The 17,301-nt window shown below is 56.7% G+C and carries 16 protein-coding genes; 7 read left to right on the forward strand and 9 right to left on the reverse strand.

All coding sequences use genetic code 11. The annotated features are described in order from the left end of the window. On the reverse strand, positions 1 to 824 hold an 824-nt coding region (locus L466_RS04425; RefSeq protein WP_255344423.1), incomplete at its 3' end, for an Ig-like domain-containing protein. Between the two features lie 309 nt (positions 825 to 1,133). Between L466_RS04425 and L466_RS04420 the strand changes: the two genes are divergently transcribed. Next, positions 1,134 to 1,757: a response regulator transcription factor gene (locus L466_RS04420; RefSeq protein ID WP_032681503.1), complete on the forward strand. Its 624-nt coding sequence runs from the start codon at positions 1,134 to 1,136 to the stop codon at positions 1,755 to 1,757. Between the two features lie 23 nt (positions 1,758 to 1,780). Here the strand turns inward: L466_RS04420 and L466_RS04415 are convergent, their stop codons facing one another. Together L466_RS04415 and L466_RS04410 are read right to left on the reverse strand one after the other, a co-directional pair. After that, positions 1,781 to 2,734 (reverse strand): GlxA family transcriptional regulator, encoded by a 954-nt coding sequence (locus L466_RS04415; protein ID WP_032681504.1) that lies wholly within the window; start codon positions 2,732 to 2,734, stop codon positions 1,781 to 1,783. 62 nt (positions 2,735 to 2,796) lie between these two features. Further along, positions 2,797 to 3,525: a cysteine hydrolase family protein gene (locus tag L466_RS04410; protein ID WP_032681505.1), complete on the reverse strand. Its 729-nt coding sequence runs from the start codon at positions 3,523 to 3,525 to the stop codon at positions 2,797 to 2,799. A 296-nt stretch (positions 3,526 to 3,821) separates the two neighbouring features. On the opposite strand from L466_RS04410, the gene L466_RS04405 reads away from it, so the two are divergent. The 4 genes from L466_RS04405 (at position 3,822) to L466_RS04390 (ending at position 6,795) form a co-directional block, all read left to right on the forward strand. Next, entirely contained in the window at positions 3,822 to 4,448 is a 627-nt protein-coding gene (locus tag L466_RS04405) for a response regulator (protein ID WP_032681506.1), read from the forward strand. Between the two features lie 28 nt (positions 4,449 to 4,476). Next, a complete protein-coding gene (locus L466_RS04400; RefSeq protein WP_071993111.1) occupies positions 4,477 to 5,250 on the forward strand; it encodes a response regulator in 774 nt (257 codons plus the stop codon). Positions 5,251 to 5,582: 332 nt separating this feature from the next. Continuing rightward, positions 5,583 to 6,056 (forward strand): GlcG/HbpS family heme-binding protein, encoded by a 474-nt coding sequence (locus L466_RS04395; protein ID WP_020885120.1) that lies wholly within the window; start codon positions 5,583 to 5,585, stop codon positions 6,054 to 6,056. 46 nt (positions 6,057 to 6,102) lie between these two features. Then, positions 6,103 to 6,795, forward strand: a complete 693-nt coding sequence (locus tag L466_RS04390) for an outer membrane protein (RefSeq protein WP_032681508.1) — start codon at positions 6,103 to 6,105, stop codon at positions 6,793 to 6,795. Between the two features lie 156 nt (positions 6,796 to 6,951). Here the strand turns inward: L466_RS04390 and L466_RS04385 are convergent, their stop codons facing one another. Genes L466_RS04385 through L466_RS04375 form a run of 3 tightly spaced genes read right to left on the reverse strand, consistent with a single transcriptional unit; the run spans position 6,952 to position 10,017 of the window. Continuing rightward, positions 6,952 to 7,818, reverse strand: coding sequence for an efflux RND transporter periplasmic adaptor subunit (locus tag L466_RS04385; RefSeq protein WP_032681509.1), 867 nt, complete (start codon positions 7,816 to 7,818; stop codon positions 6,952 to 6,954). Further along, the gene (locus tag L466_RS04380; protein ID WP_020885123.1) at positions 7,815 to 8,030 is read right to left on the reverse strand and encodes a DUF1656 domain-containing protein; all 216 of its coding nucleotides are present in this window, start codon (positions 8,028 to 8,030) and stop codon (positions 7,815 to 7,817) included. The genes L466_RS04385 and L466_RS04380 overlap by 4 nt, the downstream gene beginning before the upstream one ends. Beyond that, on the reverse strand, positions 8,020 to 10,017 hold the full coding sequence (locus L466_RS04375; RefSeq protein ID WP_032681510.1) for an FUSC family protein: 1,998 nt from the start codon (positions 10,015 to 10,017) through the stop codon (positions 8,020 to 8,022). The genes L466_RS04380 and L466_RS04375 overlap by 11 nt, the downstream gene beginning before the upstream one ends. A gap of 76 nt (positions 10,018 to 10,093) precedes the next feature. Between L466_RS04375 and L466_RS04370 the strand changes: the two genes are divergently transcribed. Beyond that, the gene (locus tag L466_RS04370; RefSeq protein WP_025204769.1) at positions 10,094 to 10,888 is read left to right on the forward strand and encodes an AraC family transcriptional regulator; all 795 of its coding nucleotides are present in this window, start codon (positions 10,094 to 10,096) and stop codon (positions 10,886 to 10,888) included. Here the strand turns inward: L466_RS04370 and L466_RS04365 are convergent. Next, a complete protein-coding gene (locus tag L466_RS04365; protein WP_032681511.1) occupies positions 10,885 to 11,775 on the reverse strand; it encodes an oxidoreductase in 891 nt (296 codons plus the stop codon). The two genes, L466_RS04370 and L466_RS04365, sit on opposite strands and share 4 nt — an antisense overlap. 143 nt (positions 11,776 to 11,918) lie before the next feature. Here L466_RS04365 and L466_RS04360 point away from each other — a divergent pair, with 143 nt between their 5' ends. Then, positions 11,919 to 13,040: a YbdK family carboxylate-amine ligase gene (locus L466_RS04360; RefSeq protein ID WP_032681512.1), complete on the forward strand. Its 1,122-nt coding sequence runs from the start codon at positions 11,919 to 11,921 to the stop codon at positions 13,038 to 13,040. Here L466_RS04360 and L466_RS04355 read toward each other — a convergent pair. Together L466_RS04355 and L466_RS04350 are read right to left on the reverse strand one after the other, a co-directional pair. After that, complete coding sequence (locus tag L466_RS04355) at positions 12,991 to 16,125, reverse strand: efflux RND transporter permease subunit (RefSeq protein ID WP_032681514.1); 3,135 nt, start codon at positions 16,123 to 16,125, stop codon at positions 12,991 to 12,993. The two genes, L466_RS04360 and L466_RS04355, sit on opposite strands and share 50 nt — an antisense overlap. Positions 16,126 to 16,134: 9 nt before the next feature. Then, on the reverse strand, positions 16,135 to 17,196 hold the full coding sequence (locus L466_RS04350) for an efflux RND transporter periplasmic adaptor subunit (RefSeq protein ID WP_032681515.1): 1,062 nt from the start codon (positions 17,194 to 17,196) through the stop codon (positions 16,135 to 16,137). Positions 17,197 to 17,301: the final 105 nt, after the last annotated feature.

The raw sequence follows: 17,301 nt of genomic DNA on the forward strand, positions 1-17,301 counted from the left end.
GGATCGGTAATGACCACCACCGCTTCATGTTCGCCTTCCGGCAGCGGTTTTTCTGGCGTCACTTCCCAGTTGCCGTCTTCACCCACGATCGCGGTGCCCACGACTTCATCGTCGACAATCAGCTCAACGGTATCGCCAGGGTTCGCACCACCGCCACGGAAAACAGGCTGGGCGTCGTCAGTGGCATCGCCGTTGTGGACAGGGCCAGTGATCGGGCCAACGTCATCCTCAACTTCGCCGATCGTTGGTTTGCCAGGACCTGTCGGTGGAGGGGGAATAACGTCGCCGTTATCACCACCGTCATTGCCGCCACGGTTATGGCGAATAATGGAGCCGATGCCAATCGCCGCACCAATCGCCGCTAATGCACCCAGTGCCAGCAAGGCAGGGGAAAACGCGGTACCCGCAACCGCCAGACCGTCAAGGCTGGCAATCGCGCCAGCGCCCAGCGCTTGCGCAGAGGATTCACCGTCCAGCAGGAAAGCAGCTTCGTGGTCATCATCACCGTCGGTGGCGATGTATTCATGCCACTGGCCATCTTCCCCTTTACCGACCAGTTCACCCGGATTATCAAAGTAGTCTTCGATAATCAGCTGCGGCTGATCTTCATCAGTGCCTTCCAGCATGATGAACAGGTCTTTACCGACACGTTTCAGGGTAATGTTTTCTGGCGCAACGCCGTTTTCCCCTTCAGCAAGAATGTACTTTGCATTCGGGATGGCTTTAATTTTGACGGCACTGCCTATTTTTTCACTGCGCAGAACGTCGGCTTTGACAATCGTATTTTTATCAACGACTGCAATATTTACTGGCTTGAGATTCATTCGCTAAATTCTCGTGTAAATAATCGATCTGTGTCTGCGCAACGCGCCAGACGCACTTCCATACGGGATTCTTTCCCTGGCTGACGCTATCTTCCTGTCAGAGCGATGGAGTCTTAATAAGACCTGTCGCAAACGACCAGGTTAAGGTTGCAAGGAGACGTAATAAAAGGACTGGTCCGTTATCTGGCAGGCCAGGCAGGGCAGCGCTGAGGGGGAAAATAAAGTCTCAGTTAAAGACAAGTCTTAGCCAAATTTGCATTGACGGGATAGAGAATAAATTTTTCCTTTCCCGATTCAGGACAACCAGGAATGTCAGGCAAAAAAGTCATTGTCATGGACGCCAGCCCACTGCTTCGCGCTGGACTCCAGGGCTTATTATCAGAACATGGTCATCAGATTGTTGCGCAGTTTGGCACAATGGAAGAATTGCTGGATAAACATTCGTTGTTCAACGCCGACTTGATAATAATGGAGCATCTGCAACAACAGCCAGACGTGTTTTCTTCTCTGGCTCAGTTAATAAAAAATATCCCTGATACACAGGTAATGATTTTATCCTCATCATCCAGTGATTTTCACATTCAGCTTAGCAGGAAGGCGGGGGCTGCCGGCTATCTGAATAAAAGCAGTACGCTGGACAACCTCGTCCGGACTGTCAATAAAGTCGCATCCGGCCAGTTCTGTTATGGCAATGAACTGAGGCTGCACCGGACAAAATACCCGCGAGACGCCTCGTTGTTGTTATCGCTATCCCATACTGACATCTGTATCTTGCGCTACATTTCTGCCGGCTACAGCAATCAGGTCATTGCCGGCATAATGAATATAAATAATAAACGCGTCAGCGCTTATAAAAAGCGCATCATGCTGAAATTTAAAATATCCAAATTGACTGAACTGGTGGATCTGGCAAAACGTAATTATCTCTATTGAACAGAAATGACGCCGGGAAATGACTAACGACCACGAAACTCGCGACGATAGCGGGAAGGTGAGGTATTAAGCTGCTTTTGAAAGTGGCGCCGTAAAGAGGTCGTGGAAGGGAAGCCGACGCGTTCGGCAATATCTTCCACTGGCCGATCGGTTTTTTCAAGAAAGCGCTGGGCAACGAGAATGCGCTGGTTCAAAAGCCAGTTTGAAAAACATTCCCCCGTCGTTTGCTGAAAGCGGCGGGTAAAGCTCCGGCGGCTCATGCAGGCTTTCTCTGCCACGCAGTCCAGCGTGATGGCCAGCTGTAAATTCTCTGTTGCCCAGGCCAGCGCGTCGGTGAAGTTATCTCCACGACGCGTATTCTGCACCGGCAGCTCCACAAACTGCCGCTGCCCGCCCTGACGATGAGGCGGCACCACCAGCAAGCGCGCCACGCGGTTGGCGACATCCGCGCCCCACGCCTGTCGAACCAGATGCAAACAGCAGTCGATACTGGCTGCCGTTCCTGCTGACGTCACAACATCGCCATCATCAATGTAAAGCACATCTTTATCCATCTGCACGGAAGGATAAAGACGCTGAAAGTCCGCCGCCCACCGCCAGTGCGTCGTTGCCGGACGGTTTTCCAGCAGGCCTGCGGCGGCCACCACGAACGTGCCCATACACAACCCAACAATGCGGGACCCGGCTGCATGCGCGTTTTGTAACGCCGTTAACAGTTCAGGCTCCGGTGCATGCTCGGGCACATCCCAGCCCGGCACAATCACCATATCCATCCCGGCTAACGCATCCAGACCTCGGTCGACCACGATGGAAAAACCGGCATTGGTTTTAAGCGCGCCGGGTGTAGTGGCACAAACCACGAGCTGGCACAGGGCGTCACCCTGCGGCGTCAGTGCTTTCTCAAACACGGCATAAGGCACCGAAAGGTGAAAAGGAATAATGCCTTCAAAGACTACGATACCAATTTTCAATGTCATGACCGCCTCCGTAAGCCAGCCAGTATAGAGGGCTGGCTGGCCACAGGGATTTCAGTTCGGTCTTATTTTTCCACCGCCAGCGCCATCACCTGATCCGTGGTCATGATTTCAGCAAAGACATCCGCGACGCCTGCCAGCGCTGCACGCTGCAGCGTGTCGTGATCCACTACGCCCCCCTTCCCGTCATCCAGATCGCGCGTGGCTGTCGCATCTTCCGGAATAATCACGCTATAACCCAGCGGTACAGCATCACGTGCAGTCGATGAGATACACATATGCGTCATCAGGCCCGCCACGATGACCTTTTTAATTCCCTGTTTCTTTAAGCGGGCATCCAGATCGGTGCCCACGAAAGCGCTCGGGGTCTCCTTGGTAATAATGGTGTCCTGCGCAATCGGCTGCAGATCCTTATGGAACTGGGCAAATACAGAATTCTCAGCGAACAGCGGAGTACCGTTTTGCTGCGGGCTATTTTTTGTTATGTGGCGCACAAAGTAGACCGGCATCCCTTTTTGGTGTGCATACTCGACCAGCTTTTTGTTTTTCAACAGCACATCCGCGCCATCCGGGATAACCATCCGGCCACGGAAGTCCTGACCCGCGTAATATTCATTCTGAATATCCACCACGATTAACGCGGTTTCAGATGCGGATAAAGACGTCGTAGCAACAGCGCCTGACATCGCGCGAATTGTTTTTGTATTCACCTGATTTGTCTCCTGTGCGGTGGCCTGGCTGGAAAATGCGCTCATCATGCTCACCAACAGTGCGGTACGGAAAATCGTTTTCATAACAAGAACTCCCTCTGTGTTGTGTTCGGGAGGCATTATTTCGTATTGACGTAAAAGACAGGAGTCACCTGAAGAACGAAAAACGGTACTTTTGGGCCAATATAAAAAAGATTATCCCGTCGTTCCTGCCGAGAAAATATGCCAGAAAAATCCGCCACACTAATTTTCATGTCATTGAAATAGAGCTATTTTCCGCTTATTGACCGGCGGGTAATATCGTTGCAGATATGGTATAGTTATGCATAATATTCATGCCTGTGTTCATCAGGCAAAGCCCTTTGAACCAGGATGATAAAATGAATAGCGTATTAATCGTGGATGACCACCCGGTTGCCCGTCTGGCGGTGAGAATGTTGCTGGAAAAAGACGGGATGACGGTGATCGGCGAGACTGATGATGGCCTTAAGGCATTACAACAGGCACGTCAGTTACTTCCGGATTTGGTTATTGTCGATATCGATATTCCTACAATCAATGGGATTAACGTTGTTCAGCGACTCCGTGCGAATGATTTTAAAGGGGGGATCCTGGTTCTGACGGGTAAGGATGACGATCATTATATTAAGCGTTGTGCCGGTGCGGGCGCCGATGGGTTTATTAGCAAGCGTAATAATCTGACGGAACTTCATGACGCTATCCGTGCAATCAAAAGTGGCTATGGTTTTTTCCCGATTAATCGCGCCCGCCAGATTGCCGCAGAGGATATTCCGCTGGATGACAAAGGGAATATTGCCAGTCTGTCGGATAAGGAACTGCAGGTTCTGCATTTTCTTGCAAAAGGAAGCCGGATTGTCGATATCGCCGGGGAAATGATGATCAGTGATAAAACGGTCAGCACCTATAAAAGCCGCCTGATGAAAAAGCTCGATCTTAAAAGCCCGAAAGACATTTATGATTTTGCCCTGCGCAACAAAATAGAATGAGCCAACACCGGGACTTAAAGGGAAAAATGTGACGGAATCCCCTTCGGCGGCACGCCCGCTACGCATACTGACTGTAGACGATCACCCGGCAAGCCGGCTCCTGCTCAGGCAGCAATTGATCCGCCTGGGGTATGAGGTTGTCGAGGCAGAAAACGGCGAACAAGCCCTTGTGCGCTGGAGCGAACAGCAGGTTGATATGGTCATCACCGATTGTAATATGCCGGTGATGGACGGGCTAACCCTCACCCGGCTGTTACGGGAACGGCAGCAAAAACCGTTAATTATCCTTGGTCTCACCGCGAATGCTCAGCCCGAAGAGCGTAGCCGCTGTATTGCCGCAGGTATGGACGACTGCCTTTTCAAACCGCTCAATCTGAAGCAACTGGAGGCGGGTCTACAGCGCGTGTCCCCAAAAGAGGCGACCACAAAACTTGCTGAACCGGAAGGCCTCGGCCAGTTTATCCATGTGGACAATCTTCGGTCGTTAACCGGCGAGGACAATACCTTATTGTTCACCCTGCTGAATGCCACGCGGGATGAAAACCAACGCGACATGCAACCCTGCCTTACGCTGGCCCGTCAGGGCGACTGGCCAGCGCTGGCGTATCACGTACATCGCCTGGCCGGTGCCGCCGATATCATTGGCGCAACTGCGATAGCGCAGCAGTGTCGCAGTCTTGAAAAGGCATGCGAAGGGACAACGTTGCCCGTCGAGTCTGACATTGTGCCCCGCCTCCAGGCCCTGCTCAGGGACGTCGCGGCGCTGAATCAGGCGATTACAGCCTTCACCACACCACGCTAACCTCAGGTTTACTTTTCCTCACACGCTGTCGAGCGGGCGCCTGCGCCTGGCCTGTCCTGTCCTGTTTTTCACCGACAAGGACTACACGCCTATAGTCCTTCCCTTACACGCCTATCATCCTGCCCTCATGTATCTCACTGACCTGGAATTTATATAGTGACCCCGTTGTCACCATGGCAACGTTTTTGAAATAAAGAAGGTTGCCATGTTAAATAATTTATTTGAGACCACTACAACAGAACTGCGTTTTCTTATTCTGATGCTCTTGCTGATCAACCTCACGGGCGTTTTATTTTTATTATTTACGCCTCATTAATTAAAAGGTATTCCTTGTGAAAAAAACATTTCTTATTCTGCCTGTGCTCACAGCATTAACCATGACTGCGCACGCTAAATCATTGACGCAGTCCACCCTGTCTCTGGAACAGGCATCTGTACTCGCCAGCGAAGCCGTTAAATCGTGCAGCGCTAAAGGCTATAACGTCAGCGTGACGGTTGTCGATGCTGCAGGCCTCACCCGTGCGGTACAGCGTATGGATAACGCCGGGCCACACACCCTGACAGCAAGCTATCAGAAAGCGTTTACCTCTGCGTCCAGCGGAGCGGCGACCAGCCAGCTTCTGGAAAACTCAAATAAGTATCCGGCGGCGAAAAACCTCGGCGATATCCCTGGTTTCTTATTACTGGCTGGCGGCGTACCGGTTAAAGAAAATAACGCCACCATCGGTGCCATTGGTATTGGCGGCGCGCCGAGCGGTGATATTGATGAAGCCTGTGCACTCGACGCTATTAAAAAGCTGAAATAAGTAAAGCCATCTGTCATTTATCGGAAAGATAAAAAAGGAACTTATTATGAAAGTAACGCCACGTGTTTTATTCGCCTCTGTGATTTCACTGTGCGCTTCCGGCCCGGTACTGGCTGCCGAAAACGTTAAAGAAGGCTATTACGGTGCCCTGAACCTGATTGACACCCATCAGAAGGCCAAGAGCATGAACCTGAGCGAACGCCCGGGGATCGGTTCATTTGTGGCCGGGGACGAAAAAGAGCACAAGCTGAACGGTTCCGTGGCCGCTGGCTATCAGTTCGGCAATAACTGGCGTACCGAAGCGGAATATGTGTTTAAAGAAAAAACAGAATTCACCAGCGGCTCTTCCACGTTTGCAACCAGTTTCAACCACATGAAAGTTGATTCTGAACGTGCAATGCTCAACGTTTATCGTGACTTTATGATCACCGATAAATTCGCCCTGTATGCAACGGCGGGTGCCGGTGTGGCGAAAGTGAAAGTGGGTGGCTGGCAGGGTAATGACACCCGCGAGTTTGCTGGCAACACGCAAACCAACTTTACCTACTCCGTGGGTGCTGGTGCGTCTTATGAAGTTATCGACGATCTGACCCTGTACGCCACTTATCGTTATGTCGATATGGGCAATATCGAAAGCGGCCGTAACACCTTTGTCAACGCCCGCAGTCTGCAGGATGAAAACCTGCGTGGACGCCTGGTGAACAATGAATTTGTATTCGGCGTGCGCTACGTCCTGTAAGGCACGTTGACAGACAGTTTCATCACCCTCATTTCAGGTATTTTTCCTCTCTTTTATGCCACTTTGCCTGTCCTTACCGCCTCTCTGCCGGGCGGTAAGGTTTTTTTTGCTCAAGAGCGCTCACGATCGAATTTCCCTTCGGTACGCTGACGCCCCTCATTCCGGCACCACCTCCACGCTCGCCGACAACCCGGCTACCAGCTCAATCCCCTTCGGCAATGCATCAATATGTATGCGCACCGGGACGCGCTGCGCCAGCCGCACCCAGCTAAACGTCGGCTCGACGTCGGGAAGCCCAAGCCCGCCCGTCTCATCGTTGTTATCACCGATCCCATGGCCGATGCTCTCGACATGCCCGGCAATCACCGGTTCATAGCCCATCAACACGATATGCACCGTGTCCCCAACGCGAATATGTCGAAGTTTGGTCTCCTCGAAATACCCTACCACCCAGAAACTGTGCGCATCGACGATGGCGACCTTAGTCTCCCCCGCGGTGGCATAGTCCCCCGGGCGAAGCCGCAGATGGGTGATATAACCCGAGACGGGAGCCCGTACAGTGGCGTGGGACAAATTAAGCTCGGCCAGCTCCAGCGCAGCCAGCGCACCGTGATAATTCGCCACCGCGACGTTCGCGGCGCTGCCCGTTTGCTGTAAATCCTCGCTGGAAATCGCGGCTTTAATCTGAGCGCGTCGTCTGGCGGCATCCTGTCGCATCACCATCTCATGCCGTCTGGATTCCACCTCCGCCTGCGCGCTGGCCACCGCCAGCGTGAGCCAGTGCGGGTCGATAGCGTAGAGCACATCGCCCCGGTTAACCCACTGGTTATCCCGGACGGCCACGCGGACTACCGGCCCGGATACGTCCGGCGCAATCTGTACCACATCCGCCCGTACACGGCCGTCGCGGGTCCAGGGCGTTTGCGCATAATGTTTCCACATCATAAAAGCCAGAAGCGTGGCCGCAGCGACGGCACATAACGTCAGCGCATAGCGACCGACCAGAGAAAGTAGTGATTTCATCTAAATAACCCCAGCGCGGTCAGGCCCTGCATCAGCAGGAAAAAGGTGACCAGATAAGTTGAAACGTCCAGCAGCGGGCGAAAAGGCAAACGACGGTAGAGCCTGCTGAGCGATAAAAGCGCGATGAGTGCCAGCGTGCAGGCCAGCGCCGCGAGCGCGGTGACAAGCAGTCCCGGGATAAAAACGCCCCCGATATTCAGATCATTGACCATCGTCTGCCCTCCGTAATGCGCAATGTAAATCCACCAGATGGCCGACAAACTGGCGCGTTTGTGCATCTGCGGCAGGCAAACAGAGGCGGATGTGGTCGGCGATGTGTTCACGCAAGGCGTCGGTGTCGTTCAGGTGATACAGGCGCGCGCTGATCTCTCTGCTCGCGGGCATATCGCAGCGGCGTAAATGCATCACCGAAAGGCCGATGCGCAGCGCGCGCAGCAGCGGGTTAAGCACCTGCGCTGAGGCACGCCCGCTGCGCTGCAGGCGCGGCAGTAACAGGGCAGCGCGGTCAATCATCAGATTGGTCCAGTGCGTCTCATCCAGCTGAAACTTGCCCTTCACGCTGCGACGAATATCGCGCTGGCACAGCGTGTGCAGACGTGCGATGGCCGCGTCGGCCTGCACGGTTTGCAGCAGGCTCATGCTGATAACAGCAAAGCCGGTTGCGGCAAACAGCGCAATGGCGGTATTGGCCGCCGTGGCAAAATCTCCGCTGTAGTGGGCACCCAGCTCGCACAATACCGGCAGCGTCAGGGTGATCCCCATCGCCATAAACGTGGTGGGAGGACGTGCCTGAAGCGACCCGGCCAGCAGATATACCGGCGCCAGCACGGCCACCAGCACGGGGAAATCGCTCACCTGCGGAAGCAGCGCAAAGCTGTACAGCAGGCTAATCAATACGCCCCAGAACGAGCCAATAATGTATTTCACAATGTGCGGAGCCGGGGTGTCGAAACTGCCAAACAGCGTGCAGCAGACCCCAAGGATAGAGACCGCCGTGCTGCCATCGGGCCAGGCGGAGAAGATCCAGACCAGGCAGCCGCTCAGGATGATGGCGAACGCGCCCAGCGAGGTGCGGGCGGCAGTAAGAGGATCGCGGTGAAAAACATACCCTTTAACTGCCCTGCCCGCCGTCAGTCCGTGGGCGGGCTTCGCATGGTGGATGGCATCAGAAAGACGTTCGCACTGCTGCAACAGCGCAATGGCCTGCGTCAGATAACGGACAAAACTGGCCTGTAGCGCGTCGTCCATCGTCCGGGCCTGTGCAGCGTAGCGCTCTGCGAGCTGTTCACTGCGTGCTATTAACGCATCTGCCGTGCTGTGGCGTGCAGCATTTTTATCCCCCAGCCAGGCCTGAACGTCGTCGAGCAATACCTGCAACCCGGCAGGCACCGTCACCGGTAAGCGATCGCGTAATTCACAGTTGACGATGACCAGCCGCGCCAGTCGGTCATGGATAGCCTTTCTGCCCTGCCGCACCGGAGCAGACAGGGCAAAATCATACGGAATATGGTGGCTTATACCCTGCAGAAACTGCAGCGCCAACGCCAGATGCAGCGGGTCTGAAACCGCGACGGGTTTGCCTGCGAGGGTGTCAGCCACCCGCTCACGCGCGGCGCGCAGGGTTTGCGATAACTTACTGTTGAACAGGCCGGAGATACGCGCGGGTAACACATAGCGATGTATCAGCGCCGCGCAGAAGATCCCAATGACAATCTCCTGCACACGGATAATGGCGATATTAAAAATCCCGCCGGGGTCGGATACCGCAGGAAAACCAATCAGGCTCGCAGTGTACCCGGCCAGCACAAAGGCATACGCCCGCGGGGTGCGCTCCAGCAGAGATAAATAGAGGCAGAACGTGATCCAGCCCGACAGCATCACGCTGCAGAGGATCGGCATATTGACGAAGGCAGGCACGATCGCAACGGTGGCACAGGCCCCCACAACGGTGCCGGCCAGACGATAGAGACTTCTGCTCAGCGAGGCCCCCACCGACGTCTGCGAAACGATATAGACGGTAATAATGGCCCACGATGGACGTTCGAGGCCTATCGACAGCGCAATGTAGTAAGCGAGCATCGCCGCTGCAAAACTTCTCGCGGAATAGAGCAGCGCGCTGGCATCGTTATGCAGCACGGGAGATAAGCGCTCACGCATGGCGCGCCACGAATGAAAATGAAAAGCGTTTAATGTGTTCATGCCAGAATTATTACTGGCTTGCGAACCCGCTTAAATACTCTATTCTGTCAAAAAATACCTAAATGTTGCCAGAAACGTGAAACCTCAACTTGCCAATACGCTCTTCGACCCTGACGCCACCGCATGCCCGGCCGTAGCCCGACATCTGGATTTCGTGGAGTACGCCGCGGAAGTGCCGGTGCACACCCACCGTAAGGGGCAGCTGATTATTGCTTTGTATGGCGCGGTGATTTGTCATGCGGAAAATGATATCTGGATCGTGCCGCCAGACTGTGCCGTCTGGATCCCTGGCGGGATCGCACACAGCGCCAAAGCGACCTGGAATGCTCATCTCAACTATCTGTTTATTGAACCCGGTGCCGCCGCGCTGCCGGAGAAATGCTGCACGCTGGCCATTTCCCCATTAATCAAAGCGCTGGTTGACCGTTTGACGCATGAACGCGTTGATTATCCGCCAGAGAGCCATGCCGCGCGGCTGACCAGAGTGACGCTTGATGAGCTCGCCAGCATGCCGCAGCAGAAGCTGAGCCTGCCCGTTTCAGCCCATCCCAAAATTCGCGCCATGGCCGACGCGCTGGTCAGCCATCCTGACGACAGAAGCACCCTGAAAGCGTGGGCGAAACGGCTGGCGCTGAGCGAGCGCTCCTTTGCGCGTTTGATGGCGCGCGAGACCGGGCTGAGCTTTGGCCGCTGGCGTCAGCAGCTGCAGTTGATTATTGCCCTGCAGGAGCTGGCAAGCGGTGTCCCGGTCCAGAACGTGGCGACAACGCTTGGGTATGAATCCGTGAATGCGTTTATCACCATGTTCAGGAAAGCCATGGGCACCACGCCCGCGCACTATTTTGCCGAACGAAAAGTCAGCGGCCGTTAACCCGGCCCTTCGCTGCCTGCAGCAAGCAGGGGAACCAGCACATCGCTAATCGGAACGGGAATACCGTGAGCACGACCATAGCGCTGGATCACGCCGTTGCGAATATCCCACTCCATGGGACGGTTGGCCTGACGATCGGCGAGGATAGACGTGCCTAAATCGGCAGGCGCGCGCTGGAAGTTCGCCAGGATCTCCTGCGCAACGTCATCGTGCAGCACCGCGCCTTCTGCTCGGGCCACGGCAAGCCCCTCGCGCAAATACGCCAGCGCCAGCTCGCTGATATCCTCACGAGAGAACATCCCGGCACGACGATTCGCAAGCACCATCAGGCCTGCAACCGCATTTTGCAGCAGCTTGCGCCATGCGACGGTAAGAAAATCTGCCGACAAGTCTATCGCGCAGCGCGTGCCGTTCAGCGCATCAGCCACCCGTTTTGCCTGCGGCACATCCGGCAGCGTCAACCGCGGACTGGCCCGCAGCCAGACGGACGCATCCGGCTCACGCTGCGCCGGGAACCAGACCACCGACGGCAGTACCGTCGCGCCATTGACCCACGGTGCCAGCTGGGCCTTTTGCTCGACGCCGTTTTGCAGCGCGCAAACCACCGTGTTTTCATCGCACAGCGCGTTCAGCCATCCCGCGCTGTCGGCGTTCTGGGTCGTTTTCACTGCGATAAAAACCAGATCGTACGGACGATCGATGACCGTCGGATCGGTTAATACCGGCCCGGGTACCACGATTTCACCCTCATCGTGCCGCAAACGTAATTGCGGGTGTGCGGTACGTCCGCACAGTTGCGGCGTGCGGCCAGCCTCATGCAGCACCGCAGCGATAGTGGTTCCGATTGCACCGGGTCCAATCAGCGCAATGGTTGGATAGTCAGACATTGTTAACTCCCCTGGTCGCTAAAGCCCTAATCAGTGTGCCGTGGCGTTCAGCATAGCCGCCACACGACCCTTTATACCACCGCCTGAAGTGGGAGCCATACCCGTTGTCTATACTCATTTCATCTACGACAACGGAGTGCACCATGCCATTACCCGATTTCCATTCCTCTGAACCTTATACCCTTGGTATTGAACTTGAACTGCAGGTGGTTAACCCGCCGGGGTACGATCTGAGCCAGGACTCCTCCGCCCTTATCGCTGCCGTCAAAGACGACATCAAAGGTGGGGAAGTGAAGCACGATATCACCGAGAGCATGCTCGAAATCGCCACCGGCGTGTGTCAGAACATTGATCAGGCCGCCGCACAAATCTCGGTGATGCAGCAAAGTATTCTGCGCGCCGCTGCGGAGCAGCATATTCAGATCTGCGGCGGTGGGACGCACCCTTTCCAGAAGTGGCAGCGTCAGGAGGTGTGCGATGACGAGCGCTATAACGTCACGCTCGAACGGTTTGGCTATCTGATTTTGCAGGCGACGGTATTCGGCCAGCACGTGCATATCGGGTGTCGGACCGGCGACGACGCTATTTATCTGCTGCATGGTTTGTCGCGCTTTGTCCCCCACTTTATTGCTCTGGCGGCGTCCTCACCCTATATGCAGGGTACGGACACAAAGTTCGCCTCGTCGCGACTCAATATCTTCTCGGGATTTCCGGATAATGGACAGATGCCGTGGGTGAACAACTGGCAGGAGTTCGAAGGGCTGTTTCGTCGTCTGAGCGCCACCAGCATGATCGACAGCATTAAAGATTTGCACTGGGATATTCGCCCCAGCCCGCATTTTGGCACGGTCGAGGTGCGGGTGATGGATACACCGCTGACGCTCGGCCACGCGATCAACATCGCCGGGTTGATTCAGGCGACGTCTCACTGGCTGCTGACCACGCGGCCCTATAAGCATCAGGAAAAGGATTTTCTGCTGTACCGCTTTAACCGTTTTCAGGCGTGTCGTTATGGGTTAGAGGGCATTCTGACAGACGTGCAGACTGGTGAGCACAAAACCGTGGCGGAAGATATTGGGTGGCTGCTGGAGCAGGTTGCGCCGTCGGCCGAGAAGCTCGGCGCGACGAGCGCGATTGAGGAAATAGCCCTGATGTTAAAACAGGGCAAGAGCGAGGCGCAGCGCATGCGCGATTTTATCGCAGACGGCGGTTCGCTTATTTCTCTGGTTCAGAAACATTGCGAGCTGTGGGCGACGAGTCCGTAAGCCGATGCCCCCACTCACGCAGGCGCTGGAACAGCACAAACAGCGCCGGGATAAACAGAATGCCGACCACGGTGGCCACCAGCATCCCGCTGAACACCGTGGTGCCAATGATGCGGCGGCTCTGCGCCCCTGCCCCGGACGCCAGCATCATCGGCAGCACACCGATAATAAATGACACCGCCGTCATCATCACCGCCCGGAAGCGGCGGGAGGCGCCTTCACAGGCCGCATCGACAATCGCCATCCCCTCATGACGCCGTGCGCGGGCAAACTCGACGATCAGGATCGCGTTCTTGGCCGCCAGCGCGATTAACAGCACCAGACCAATCTGCACATACACATCGTTGGCGTATCCCGCGATCCACAGCCACACCAGCGCGCCCCCGATGGCGAACAGGACTGAGAGCATCACGCTCGCGGGCAGCGTCCAGCTCTCATACTGCGCGACAAGGAACAGCCACGCCATAACCACCGCGGCCAGGACAATCCAGATGGCCTGATTTCCGGTCTGCTGCTCCTGATAAGACATCCCGCTCCAGGCATAGTCGTACCCGGCAGGCAGGTTTTCCGCCAGAAGCTCGCTCATCACGGCCATCGCCGTGCTGCTGCTCACGCCGTCTGCCGCCGACCCGCTCACTGACACCGACGGGAACTGGTTGTACTGCTGCAGGAACGGTGCGCCAACGGTCGGGGTAATCGTGACAAGATTACTCAGACGCACCCGCTCACCGTTATTGCTGCGCACGAACAATTCGCTGATTTGCCCGGCACGCTCGCGCCACTGCATTTCGTTCTGTACCACCACGTGGTAGACGCGGTTGTTAACGCTAAAATCCCCGGCCCGCGTGCCGCCAAAGGCGGTTTGCAGGCTGCTGAAGATGCGCGAGACCGGCACGTCGAGGCGGGCAGCGCGCTCGCGATCAACGGTCAGCGTCAGCTGCGGCACGTTGCTGCTCCAGGTGGTAAACACCCGGTTAAGCTGCGGATGCTGGTTAGCTTTTATCAGAACGTTGCGGGTAACGCGTTCCAGCTCCGCCGGGCTTTGCCCCGCCTGGGCCTGAATACGCAGGTCGAAGCCGGAGGCGTTGCCCAACCCCGGCAACGTCGGCGGGGCGAAGGTCATGATGGTCGCTTCCGGCAGCGCCAGCAGCTGACGCTGCAGCGTTCCCATCACCTCATCAAGCGGCGGACGCTCCCCCCATGTCTTCAGCATGATGGAGATAAACCCGCCGTTAGACGCGCTGGTACCGTTGAGAATGTTAAAACCGGAGACCTGAATCACATCCTCGACCGCAGGGTGTCTGGCGATAAGCTCCCGCGCGGTGGTCATCACCGCTTCGGTACGCTCCAGCGACGCCGCTTCCGGCAGTTGCACGCTGGCGAAGAAGTAGCCCTGATCTTCCTGCGGCAGGAAGCCCTTTGGCATCGACATAAAGCTGAACACCACCACGCCCGCCGCGCCAGCCGTTGCCAGCAGCACCAGCCACGGACGGAGGTTAATGCAGTTAACGATGCGGGTATAAACGGTGCGTGTGGTATCCAGTCCGCGGTTGAAAACGCGGTAAACCGCGGCTGGCTTCTTCGGGCGCGGGCGCAGCAACAGCGCACAGAGCGCTGGCGTCAGGGTCAGCGCCACCAGGCTTGAGAGCGTGACGGCGGTGGAGAGCGTGACCGCGAACTGGCGATACAACTCCCCCACGATCCCCGGCAACAGCGCCACCGGCACAAACACCGCCAGCAGCACCAGGGTGGTGGCAATCACCGGCCCGGCAATCTGGCGCAGCGCCTGTGCGGTAGCCGCCGTGCGGCTTTGCCCTTCCGCCATTAGCGTTTCAACGCTCTCCACCACCACAATGGCGTCATCCACCACCATGGTAAGCGCCAGAATAATGGCGAACAGGCTGAGCGTGTTGGCCGAATAACCGAGGGTATAGAGCACCGCAAAGGTGCCGACCAGCGACACTGGAATGGCGAGCGCCACAATCAGCGTCGCACGCCAGCTCTGCAGAAATAAGGAAACCACCACCACGACGGCGAGCAGGGTCAGCGCCAGCGAGACGCCAATCTCCTTGATGGTCGCAGCGACGAAGGTGGTGGTATCGAATTTTACTTCATAGGTCAGATCGTCCGGGAAGCGTGCGGAGAGTCGCGCCAGCTCCGCGCGAACCGCATCGGCTACGCGCAGGGCGTTGGCGGACGGCGTAGGGTAGATGCCAAGATAGGCCGAGTCATGCCCGTTCAGCTGGGCGCCGGAGCTGTAGCTGCGCGACCCCAGTTCAATCGTGGCGACATCTTTCAGGCGCACCAGCTGGCCCATCTCCCCTGCACGGATAATGATGTCTGCAAAGTCCTCAGCCTGATTTAAACGCCCCAGGCCGTTAATCGTCAGGGTTTGCTGCTGGCCGTTAAATACCGGCGGCGTTCCGACCTGGCCTGCCGCCCCCTGGACGTTCTGCTCGCGTAACGCCTGAGCCACGTCATCGGTGGTCACGTTCAGGGCGTTCATGCGATCCGGACGCAGCCAGATACGCATGCTGTAGTCGCGTGCGCCAAACATCTGCACCTGCCCGACGCCCGGCAAACGCGCCAGCGCTTCACGCACCTGCGTGCTGGCGTAGTTACTGACGAAAAGCGGCGTGTGGGTATTGTCCGGTGAGTAAAGGCTTACCCCCATCATCAGATTGGTGGCGCGTTTACGCACCTGCACGCCGTTTTGCTGCGCCTCGGTGGGCAATTGCGCCACAGCCTGCGCCACGCGGTTTTGCACGTCGATGGCGGCCAGATCCGGATCGGTCCCTGCCGCAAATGTGATGTTCAGGCTGTAGGCACCTTCATCCGAACTGGTGGATTCCATATAGAGCATGTGATCCACGCCGTTAAGCTGAGTCTCCAGCGGCGTGGCAATGGCTTCCGCCACGTCAGCCGAACTGGCACCCGGCCAGCTGGCGGAGACATTCACCACCGGTGGGGTGATCTGCGGGTACTGCTCCACCGGGATAATCTTCAGCGCGATGGCACCCAGCAGGGTTATCACCAGCGCAATCACCATCGCGAAGCGCGGGCGTTTGATGAAAAACGTCAGCATGATGGCTCCTTAATTCAGTATCTGCACGGCGGCGCCAGGCTGTACGCGCTGGGCACCGTCGGTGATCGCTCGCTCACCGGGATGTAAGCCGGATGAAATCTCAAACTGCTGGCCAATCTGTCCGGCAATCTTCAGCGGGCGTTTTTCGGCTTTGCCTTCTGCGTTAACCACCCAGGCAAAGAATCCCTCGCCGTTTTGCTGTACCGCCGCAGCGGGCACTGTCAGCACCGGCTGCGCGCTTGCCGGACGCAGGTAGACATTCACATTGCCGCCCGGCAGCAGCTGATGGCGCGGGTTGGCAAATTCAGCGCGCAGCATCACGCTGGCGGTACGCGGGTCGATACGATTGTCCACGGAGGTCAGTTCACCGCTCAGGCGCTGACCATTGCTGTCAATCCGCGCCTGCCAGGCGCGCTTCAGGGCGCTGATATCCGCATGTTGTCCGGCTTTGGTGGCAAACGCCCCCTCTTCCAGCGCAAAGGCGATACGGATCGGATCAAGCTGCACGACATCCACCAGCACGCCGCTTGACGGGTTCACCAGGCTGCCGGCATGGAACTGGCTGTGCCCCACTCGGCCATCAATCGGCGATGTGATGCGCGTGTACGCCAGCGTCACGTTACGGGTTTCGAGGCGAGCTTTCGCCTGCTCCAGCGCAGCGCTGGCGACATCGCGCTGCATGCGCGCGTTATCCACGTCGTGACGGCTGATGGCATTGCTGTTGCCCAGGCTTTCAAAGCGTGAAAGCTGCTGCTGCGCCTGACGCAGCGTGGCTTCCGCGCTCTTTACCTCAGCCTGTGCCAGACGCACGGCGGCGCGTGGCTCGGCATCGTCCAGTTCAAACAGCACGTCACCTTTTTTCACGTATTGTCCGTCGCGAAAATGAACCTGGGTAATCACGCCTTCCGTGCGCGCTCTTATCTCGACGGTATGAATGGCTTCAATGCGGCCAGGCACGTGCCGTTCAGCTGCGTGGGTCGTTTGCTCCACAACCGCCACGCGAACCGGAATGGCAGCAGCAAACGCGGGTTGAAAGAGGGCGAGGAGGACAAACAGGAGCGGGAATTTCATGGGGATGTACCTCTGATGTGTTTCCCTCACCCCGGCCCTCTGCTCAATGAAAGGGAGGTCAGCATCCCCTCTCCCGGCGGGAGAGGGTTAAGGTGAGGGCAAAAG

The sequence above is a fragment of the Enterobacter sp. BIDMC 30 genome, assembly GCF_000534355.1.
GTDB classification, from domain to species: domain Bacteria; phylum Pseudomonadota; class Gammaproteobacteria; order Enterobacterales; family Enterobacteriaceae; genus Enterobacter; species Enterobacter ludwigii.

What these genes read in the sequence shown, in the direction of transcription:
- L466_RS04405 (WP_032681506.1), top strand. Translation starts at nt 3,822, where the DNA reads ATGAATAGCGTATTAATCGTGGATGACCACCCGGTTGCCCGTCTGGCG.
- L466_RS04420 (WP_032681503.1), top strand. Translation starts at nt 1,134, where the DNA reads ATGTCAGGCAAAAAAGTCATTGTCATGGACGCCAGCCCACTGCTTCGC.
- L466_RS04390 (WP_032681508.1), top strand. Translation starts at nt 6,103, where the DNA reads ATGAAAGTAACGCCACGTGTTTTATTCGCCTCTGTGATTTCACTGTGC.
- L466_RS04350 (WP_032681515.1), bottom strand. Translation starts at nt 17,196, where the DNA reads ATGAAATTCCCGCTCCTGTTTGTCCTCCTCGCCCTCTTTCAACCCGCG.
- L466_RS04360 (WP_032681512.1), top strand. Translation starts at nt 11,919, where the DNA reads ATGCCATTACCCGATTTCCATTCCTCTGAACCTTATACCCTTGGTATT.
- L466_RS04355 (WP_032681514.1), bottom strand. Translation starts at nt 16,125, where the DNA reads ATGCTGACGTTTTTCATCAAACGCCCGCGCTTCGCGATGGTGATTGCG.
- L466_RS04365 (WP_032681511.1), bottom strand. Translation starts at nt 11,775, where the DNA reads ATGTCTGACTATCCAACCATTGCGCTGATTGGACCCGGTGCAATCGGA.
- L466_RS04385 (WP_032681509.1), bottom strand. Translation starts at nt 7,818, where the DNA reads ATGAAATCACTACTTTCTCTGGTCGGTCGCTATGCGCTGACGTTATGT.
- L466_RS04415 (WP_032681504.1), bottom strand. Translation starts at nt 2,734, where the DNA reads ATGACATTGAAAATTGGTATCGTAGTCTTTGAAGGCATTATTCCTTTT.
- L466_RS04380 (WP_020885123.1), bottom strand. Translation starts at nt 8,030, where the DNA reads ATGGTCAATGATCTGAATATCGGGGGCGTTTTTATCCCGGGACTGCTT.
- L466_RS04375 (WP_032681510.1), bottom strand. Translation starts at nt 10,017, where the DNA reads ATGAACACATTAAACGCTTTTCATTTTCATTCGTGGCGCGCCATGCGT.
- L466_RS04410 (WP_032681505.1), bottom strand. Translation starts at nt 3,525, where the DNA reads ATGAAAACGATTTTCCGTACCGCACTGTTGGTGAGCATGATGAGCGCA.